This is a genomic window from Acetobacter sp. (assembly GCF_047723915.1).
GTDB lineage: Bacteria > Pseudomonadota > Alphaproteobacteria > Acetobacterales > Acetobacteraceae > Acetobacter.
In genome coordinates, this window is sequence record NZ_JBDOBQ010000047.1 from 1 (window position 1) to 6,696 (window position 6,696).

Below are 6,696 nucleotides of genomic sequence, written 5' to 3' on the forward strand. Positions count from 1 at the left end.
TAAACCACCCTTTTTGAGTCGTATTCGAGGTCGCATTGCGTTTATGAGGAAGGCAGGGGGGCTTTCGAGAAGGCTGACGGTATGCCCCGGCTCCGCCGGGGGCGCGGAAACGCCCCTATCCAAATATCCCAAGGAATAGCTGACTTCCCGGCCCGACAGGAGGACATGGACTTGTGGATGACGGAACTGGCCAGTCTCCGGGCTACCCGTCAGAATGACACATGCCGGATAGTCGGATCGTTACCAAGAAGAATAAGACCCGGCGCGAAACGGAAACTCTTCTTCGCAAAGATAGTTTCTGACTGTCCGTCGTCATAGTCCTCGACATATCCAGTAACGGGTTGTGAAACTGCACAGCTTTGCAACAATCCTGCCTTTGTATGTAACCAAGACCTGCCCGATGCAACCGAGGGTAAGGCAAGATATGCGTTTACAGCGGTCAGCAAAGTTTGGGCGGCCACCGTAGTCGTGGCTGATGCGTTACCCTCCTCCATGGAATGAAAAACCGCCGCACCATAAACTTTGTAATTAGTTAATAAACCGAGAGAGTCATACATATCGAATAGACGAAGAATTCTATCAATATCTTGAATTATACCCGGCAATTTTCCATCACCGAGTTTCGCCTCAACCATAAGCAGAGGAGGGCGGTCTTCCTCCGCAAGTCGAACGAGGATGTCGAGCCTCTGGCTATCCGCCTTTCCAAATCGATAACCCGCAAGAGTAGCATCGATACTAGAAAGGGTAGCGCCTGTCCTCGTTCTGTCCATTGAGGCAAGTTGACGTGCCCTTGTGCGTAGTTCCTTCATATGAGTTTCAAGACTCACATGCCGATCACCAGAAATAAGTGACTTAGCCACCTCTACCGTCGTCAAATATTCCGGATGTATGTCAGTGTTGTTAAACCTATCAATTTCGATACCCAAAAATTGGATGCTGGTCTTGAAAGCATTTTTAACCCCCTGACCAATCAAGCTCACTATTTCCTGCGGAGCGAGTGTCATTAGTAATCCTTCCTTTTAATATGAAGTCTGCTGTTGTTACCTGTTGCCTCATCACCCCATCGCCAACGCCCTTTCTCTCGCCCTGATCTGGGCGACGCGATCGACGATGCTTGGATTGTAATACCGCATCAGCATGCGCGGGTCTTTATGCCCGGTGGTCTTGGCCAGTTCGAAGCAGTCACGATGGAGTGGAGCCAAACGGGTGCATCCCACATGGCGCAGGTCGTGGAAGGTCAGTTCGCCAGCAAGGCCGGCCCGGCGTGTCGCGGCGCGGTAATTGTTCTGAACCATGGTCGTTGTGCATCCGCCGTCTTCGGGTGAGGCATCCGGGTCGCCAAAGACCCATCCATCCAACCGACGGGGCAGAGCCTTCCGCATTTCCTGAACGCAGATCGACGCGGCAAACGTAAGCGGCACATCGCGGGCAGAACCATTCTTGGATCGGGGAATGTGGATATGGGTGTCGTGGACATCCTTCCACTTCAAGGCCCGAATCTCGCCCTGGCGCATCGCGGTGAACATCGCGATCTTCACGAACCAGACGAGCCAGCCCGGCCCCTTCTCACAAGCGGTCAGTAGCTTCGCTTCATTTTCGTCAGTCAGATCGACACATCGCCCTTCGTTCGGCTTTGGCCTGGAGACGCCTTCGCATGGGTTATCGACCTTGTATCCATGCTGCCGCGCCCATTTGAAGACGGACGACAGGAGGTTCAGGGAATTATAGATGGTCGAGGGAGCCTTGCCCTCGCTGACCCGGCGGTCACGCCACGCGACGATGTCACTGATCTCCACAGAGATGACAGGATAGGCCGCGACGACCTCTTTCTTCCACGCCTGAAGGCGATTCGCCTCCTGAACGGCGCCTCGTTTGGTCGGAGTTACCTGCTTGAGATACAGGTCGATGACATCCGAGAGCGAGGTTTCCCGCTCCCTGGTCTGGTCAACATAGGTGTTCCCGTCGATCTTGCTGACCGTCTCGTTCTTGAATTGGACGGCCTCGGCAAAACTGTCGAAGGTTCGGCTGGCGGCGACCCCCTTGCGTCGGATTTTGACCTCGTATTGGCCTGGGCCACGACGGTAAATCCCAGGCTCTTTCGTCTTCTCGTGCTTTGCCATTTCTGCATCCCCACACGAACGAACCCCGTTCGTCTCTGGGGATAATTTTAGCGATTGTCGCAAATTGTCGCAAAAAAGGCCGACGAAAGTCCGTAAAAGCCCCCGAACAGAGCCGGAACAGCCGGGAATCCGACTTCTTAACTTGTTGATTTATATGGGAAAGTTGGCGGAGGGGATGGGATTCGAACCCACGGTACGGCTTGACACCGTACAACGGTTTAGCAAACCGCCGCCTTCAGCCACTCGGCCACCCCTCCGCCGAAGAGCGCACATACACGACGTTTGCATCGCTGCTTGTAGGGGGTTCGACGCGTTCCGTCAAACCCCCTGTGGGCCTATTTGGCGCTTATTTTTCGGCCTGTGGTTTTTTGTTGTGCCGGTTTATGCGTCAAGCTTGGTTTTCAGCGCCTCGTTCACCAGGGCGGGGTTGGCTTTGCCCTTGGTTTCCTTCATCACCTGGCCGACAAAAAAGCCGAACAGCTTGTCCTTGCCGGACCGGTATTCCTCCAGCTTGTCGGGGTGTTTTTCCAGCACCGCCGTGATGGCGTCATCGATCACGCCGGTATCGGTGACCTGGCGCAGGCCTTTGCGTTCCACGATGGTCTCCGGGCTGTCGCCGGATTCCACCATGTCTTCAAAAACCTCCTTGGCGATCTTGCCGTTGATGGTCTTGTCCGCGATCAGATCCAGCATCTTGCCTAGTGCGTCTGCGCTGACAGGGCTGGTCTCGATATTGGTGCCGGTACGGTTCAGGGCCGCGAACAGTTCCCCCGTTACCCAGCTTACGGCCAGCTTGCCGTCACGCCCCCTGGCTACGGTTTCGTAGTAGTCGGCCACGGCCTGTTCGGCCACCAGTACCCCGGCGTCGTAGAAGGGAATGCCGTATTCGTGCTGAAAGCGCGCACGCTTGGCGTCGGGCAGTTCGGGCAGGGCCGCCTTGAGTTCATCCACCCATGTCTGTTCCAGCACCAGAGGCAGCAGGTCAGGGTCAGGGAAATAGCGGTAGTCATGCGCGTCTTCCTTGGAGCGCATGGTGCGGGTTTCGCCCCGGCCGGGGTCGAACAGGCGGGTTTCCTGATCGACTTCGCCGCCGTTTTCCCAGATTTCGATCTGGCGGGTGGCTTCCACCTCGATCGCCTGCATGACAAAGCGGATGGAGTTCACGTTCTTGATTTCGCAGCGCGTACGGAACGGCTCACCCGTCTTGCGGACAGACACGTTCACGTCCGCGCGCATGGAGCCTTCCTCCATATTGCCGTCGCAGGTGCCCAGGTAGCGCAGGATCTGGCGGAGCTTGCGCAGGTAGGCCCCTGCTTCCTCCGGTGCGCGGATATCGGGTTCGCTGACAATTTCCATCAGCGCCACACCGGCGCGGTTCAGGTCCACAAAGGATTTGGTGGGGTCCTGGTCGTGCAGCAGCTTTCCCGCGTCCTGTTCCAGATGCAGGCGGGTAATGCCGATTTCACGCGTTTCACCATTCTGCAGTTCGATGCTGATGGTGCCTGTGCCCACGATCGGGTGGGCGAACTGGCTGATCTGGTAACCCTGCGGCAGATCGGCATAAAAGTAGTTCTTGCGGTCAAACCGGCTGTACAGGTTGATCTGGGCTTTCAGCCCCAGGCCGGTGCGGATGGCCTGTGCCACGCATTCATGGTTGATGACCGGCAGCATGCCCGGAAAGGCCGCGTCCACCAGGCTGACCTGTGTGTTGGGGTCTGCCCCAAAAGTGGTGGAGGCCCCCGAAAACAGCTTGGAGTGGCTGACAACCTGGGCATGGACTTCAAGCCCGACCACAATTTCCCACGGGCCGGTCTGCCCTTCGATCACGTAGCTCATGCGCCTGCTCCCGCATGGACGGCGGGCAGATGCGTAAAGCCCGCCGCCGCTTCCAGCGCGCCGCCAATGGACAGCACGGTTTCTTCATCGAAATGTCGGCCGATCACCTGCAGGCCAAGCGGCAGGCCAGCGCCATCCAGCCCCACGGGCACGGACAGGGCAGGCACACCGGCCAGGCTGGCGGGCACGGTGAAAATATCGTTCAGGTACATCTGCACCGGGTCGTTCATGTTTTCACCCTGGGCGAAGGCGGCCGAGGGGGCTGTGGGGGTCAGCAGCACATCCACGTTTTCGAACGCCTGCTCGAAATCGCGGCGGATGAGGGTGCGGACTTTCTGCGCCTTGAGATAATACGCGTCATAATACCCGGCGGACAGCACGTAGGTGCCCATCAGGATACGGCTGCGCACCTCGGGGCCGAAACCCGCTGCCCGGCTGGCTTCGTACACGCCGTCGAGGGAAGGGGCATCCACCCGTGCGCCAAAGCGGATACCGTCATAGCGCGCGAGGTTGGACGAACATTCCGCCGGGGCGATAATGTAGTAGCTGGTCAGCCCATAGCGGGTATGGGGGAGGGAGACATCCACCACCTCGCACCCGGCTTCCTTCAGCCACGCAATGCCCTGGTCCCACATGGCCTGGATTTCGGCCGGCAGGCCGGGGGCACGGTATTCCGCGGGAATACCCACACGCAGGCCTTTTACGCTTTTGCCCACTGCCTTATGGAATGCGGGAACCGGCCGGTTGGAACTGGTGCTGTCGCGTTCGTCGAACCCTGCCATGGCCTCGAGCATCAGCCCGGCATCGGCCACGCTGCGTGTCATGGGGCCGGCCTGATCGAGCGAGCTTGCATAGGCGATAACGCCCCAGCGGCTGCACCGGCCATAGGTGGGCTTGAGCCCCACGATCCCGCAATAGGCGGCAGGCTGGCGGATGGACCCGCCCGTATCCGTGCCGGTGGCGGCCAGCGCCAGACCGGCGGCCACGGCGGCGGACGACCCGCCCGAAGACCCGCCGGGCACCAGGGCCACGTCCGGGGCCGTGGCTTTTTTCCACGGGTTGGTGGCCGGCCCGAAGGCGGAGGACATGTTGGCCGACCCCATAGCGAACTCGTCCAGATTGGTCTTGCCCAGGAACACCGCCCCTTCGCGGAGCAGGTTGGCCGTGACGGTGCTATCATATGGGGGTACGAAATCGGCCAGAATTTTGCTGGCGGCGGTGGTGCGTACGCCCTTGGTGCAGAACAGGTCCTTCACCCCCACGGGCAGGCCATCCATCAGGCCCGGAGTGCCGGCGGCGTAGCGGGCATCGGCGGCATCGGCGGCGGCCAGCACGTCCTGTTCGGGCAGGGTGGTGATATAGGCGTTCAGGTCCGGATTCAGCCGGGTTATGGCGTCCAGATGGGCTTTGGCGAGTTCACGCGCGGAAAACTTGCGCGCGCTCAGGCCCGCGCGGGCTTCGGTCAGTGTCAGTCGGGTCAGCATTATTCGACCACCTTGGGTACTGTGTAGAAAGGCCCGGATGTTTCGGGCGCGCAGGCCAGCAGGGCGTCGCGGCAGTTGCCGTCGGTCACGTTATCCGCACGCTGGCGCAGGGTTTCTGTTTCGGTCCCCACCATGGGGGGCACACCGTCGACATTCACTTCGGCCAGTTGGTCGATCCAGCCCAGAATATCGTTCAGTTTCTGGCGTGTGGCCTCAAGCTCTGCGTCTTCAAGGCCGATGCGGGCCAGTGTGGCGATGCGCCGGGTGGTCGCAAGGTCTAGCGACATGAAAGCGGACCCCTCTTTGTTCAGGCTGATATGGTGAAAAGCCCCTAGCATAATCGGGGGCGGTGCAACATACCATGGCGTATGACTCTTCTCAGCCTGCAAGACCTTGCCGCAACCCTGCCCCCCCACGCCCGCCTGCTGGGCATAGACCCCGGCAGCAAGCAGGTGGGGCTGGCCATGTCCGATGTGTTGCGCATGGTGGCTTCCCCCCTCCAGATCCTCAAACGTGGCAAGCTGGGGCCTATGGCGGCCCATATTGGCGCCCTGGCGCGCGAACACGGCATAGCGGGCATGGTGGTGGGGGTGCCGCTTTCGCTCGACGGGTCTTTTGGCCCTGCGGCGCAGGCCGCGCGGGACTGGGCCATGGCCCTGTCCGAACAGACGGGCCTGCCCGCCTGCCTGTGGGACGAACGGCTGTCTTCAGCGGCTGTTAACCGCATGCTGATACACGAGGCCGACCTGACACGCGCCCGCCGGGCCGAGATGGTGGATAAGCTGGCTGCGGCGTATATCCTGCAGGCGGCGCTGGACCGGCTTGCCGCCCTTTAGCGGCCTGCTCACGGGTGCTTGACCGGGTGGAGGCTCATATTTGCCATAAAGACCGGCCATGGTGGAAACCAGAGTTGGAATAACAGTGAGAAGGAGAACCGCGTGACCAGACAATTATTTTCTTCCGCCGTTCTGACCATGATGGGGGCCGCCGTCTTTGCATGCAGCCTGCCTGCGGCCCATGCGCAGACAACGGTGCAGCCCAATACGCAGCAGGGCGTGCTGGGACAGGCCTGGCAGCAGACCCGCAGCGATACCTCCGCCGCCTGGGACAAGACCAAGGCAGGGACCGAGAAGGCTTGGGATAAAACCCGCAACGGCAGCGAGACAGCCTGGGACAAGACGAAGAGCGGGACCGAGAAGGTATGGGACAAAACCCCCAACGGCAGCGAGACGGCCTGGGACAAGACGAAGAGCGGG

At 60.0% G+C, this 6,696-nt stretch carries 6 protein-coding genes, 1 tRNA gene and 1 pseudogene; 2 read left to right on the top strand and 6 right to left on the bottom strand.

The annotated features are described in order from the left end of the window. Positions 1-209: 209 nt before the first annotated feature. The 6 genes from ABF990_RS14435 to gatC form a co-directional block, all read right to left on the bottom strand. On the bottom strand, positions 210-1,004 hold the full coding sequence (locus tag ABF990_RS14435; RefSeq protein WP_415494967.1) for a hypothetical protein: 795 nt from the start codon (positions 1,002-1,004) through the stop codon (positions 210-212). A gap of 51 nt (positions 1,005-1,055) precedes the next feature. Next, a complete protein-coding gene (locus tag ABF990_RS14440; protein ID WP_415506664.1) occupies positions 1,056-2,120 on the bottom strand; it encodes a tyrosine-type recombinase/integrase in 1,065 nt (354 codons plus the stop codon). Positions 2,121-2,284: 164 nt separating this feature from the next. Further along, positions 2,285-2,377 (bottom strand) — tRNA-Ser (locus ABF990_RS14445). A 124-nt stretch (positions 2,378-2,501) separates the two neighbouring features. Further along, positions 2,502-3,956, bottom strand: coding sequence for an Asp-tRNA(Asn)/Glu-tRNA(Gln) amidotransferase subunit GatB (gatB, locus tag ABF990_RS14450; protein WP_415501031.1), 1,455 nt, complete (start codon positions 3,954-3,956; stop codon positions 2,502-2,504). Then, positions 3,953-5,440: an Asp-tRNA(Asn)/Glu-tRNA(Gln) amidotransferase subunit GatA gene (gatA, locus tag ABF990_RS14455; protein ID WP_415501032.1), complete on the bottom strand. Its 1,488-nt coding sequence runs from the start codon at positions 5,438-5,440 to the stop codon at positions 3,953-3,955. The genes gatB and gatA overlap by 4 nt, the downstream gene beginning before the upstream one ends. Then, positions 5,440-5,727: an Asp-tRNA(Asn)/Glu-tRNA(Gln) amidotransferase subunit GatC gene (gatC, locus tag ABF990_RS14460; RefSeq protein WP_415490906.1), complete on the bottom strand. Its 288-nt coding sequence runs from the start codon at positions 5,725-5,727 to the stop codon at positions 5,440-5,442. Before gatC ends, gatA begins: the two co-directional genes overlap by 1 nt. 81 nt (positions 5,728-5,808) lie before the next feature. Here gatC and ruvX point away from each other — a divergent pair, with 81 nt between their 5' ends. Then, positions 5,809-6,276 carry a Holliday junction resolvase RuvX gene (gene ruvX / locus ABF990_RS14465; RefSeq protein ID WP_415490905.1) on the top strand — a complete coding sequence of 156 codons (468 nt, stop codon included), beginning with the start codon at positions 5,809-5,811 and terminating at the stop codon, positions 6,274-6,276. Positions 6,277-6,378: 102 nt separating this feature from the next. Then, positions 6,379-6,696, top strand: a pseudogene (locus ABF990_RS14470) (endoglucanase); the annotation flags it as partial.

Coding starts and splice junctions, on each gene's coding strand:
- gatB (WP_415501031.1), bottom strand. CDS start 3,956: ATGAGCTACGTGATCGAAGGGCAGACCGGCCCGTGGGAAATTGTGGTC.
- ABF990_RS14440 (WP_415506664.1), bottom strand. CDS start 2,120: ATGGCAAAGCACGAGAAGACGAAAGAGCCTGGGATTTACCGTCGTGGC.
- ABF990_RS14435 (WP_415494967.1), bottom strand. CDS start 1,004: ATGACACTCGCTCCGCAGGAAATAGTGAGCTTGATTGGTCAGGGGGTT.
- gatA (WP_415501032.1), bottom strand. CDS start 5,440: ATGCTGACCCGACTGACACTGACCGAAGCCCGCGCGGGCCTGAGCGCG.
- ruvX (WP_415490905.1), top strand. CDS start 5,809: ATGACTCTTCTCAGCCTGCAAGACCTTGCCGCAACCCTGCCCCCCCAC.
- gatC (WP_415490906.1), bottom strand. CDS start 5,727: ATGTCGCTAGACCTTGCGACCACCCGGCGCATCGCCACACTGGCCCGC.